At 48.0% G+C, this 688-nt stretch carries 1 protein-coding gene and 1 pseudogene; both read right to left on the reverse strand.

The window, feature by feature from the left end:
- Positions 1–179 (reverse strand): annotated as a pseudogene (locus R8O11_RS27990) (chromosome partitioning protein ParA); the annotation flags it as partial.
- A gap of 51 nt (positions 180–230) precedes the next feature.
- Positions 231–688 (reverse strand): tRNA (adenosine(37)-N6)-threonylcarbamoyltransferase complex dimerization subunit type 1 TsaB (tsaB, locus tag R8O11_RS27995; protein WP_318194969.1); only part of this gene is annotated, 458 nt, incomplete at its 5' end.

Genomic DNA, 688 nt, shown 5'->3' on the forward strand with positions numbered 1-688 from the left:
CGATGAATTTGGGACTCATCAACTTGTTTTATGGAATGCGCGACTGCGTTTGCCACCTTTGAAGGTTGACCAACAGACTGCTGATTTTGAGCTTTCTTTAGCTGCCCTTTTTTACCCACTTTATTGGTACGGTTGGTACCAGGTATCAGTGAAGGAGGTAAACCATTAATCGACGCCATAACGCTCCATAAAAAGACAGGGCTACCGCCCCGGCTTTATTTGTTTCCTAATTATTCGCGGCCTCGAAGCCTCTTCCAAGTCACGTTATCACGCAGGTAAACTGGGCTAGATTCTTCAACAGGAACCGTATTGCCTTTTTCTAGTTCTTGCTTAGCTAAAATCACAATGTCTTGTGAGTCAGGGTACAATACCTCACTGTCTGCAGTGTTAAACGGCAGGCCCGCCAGTTCTTCCTGATATGCAGACCAACCTGTACCAGCTGTTGTCCACGTTTTAGAGTCAGCTTGTGCTTCTTCCGCCAAACGAGCTGGTGGAATCACACATTCTTCATCAACACCCATCCATTCGCCGTTTTCTTGGCGAGAATAACGTGCCCAGTAAACTTCGCTCATGCGCGCATCAATCGCTACAGCGACATCAGTTGCACCATGCAGGCGGTAGCTTGCTTGTGCCATCGCAGCCAATGTTGAAACGCCAATCATCGGCAGTTCTGCACCAAATGCTAGGC

This window comes from Vibrio sp. 1288, assembly GCF_033344475.1.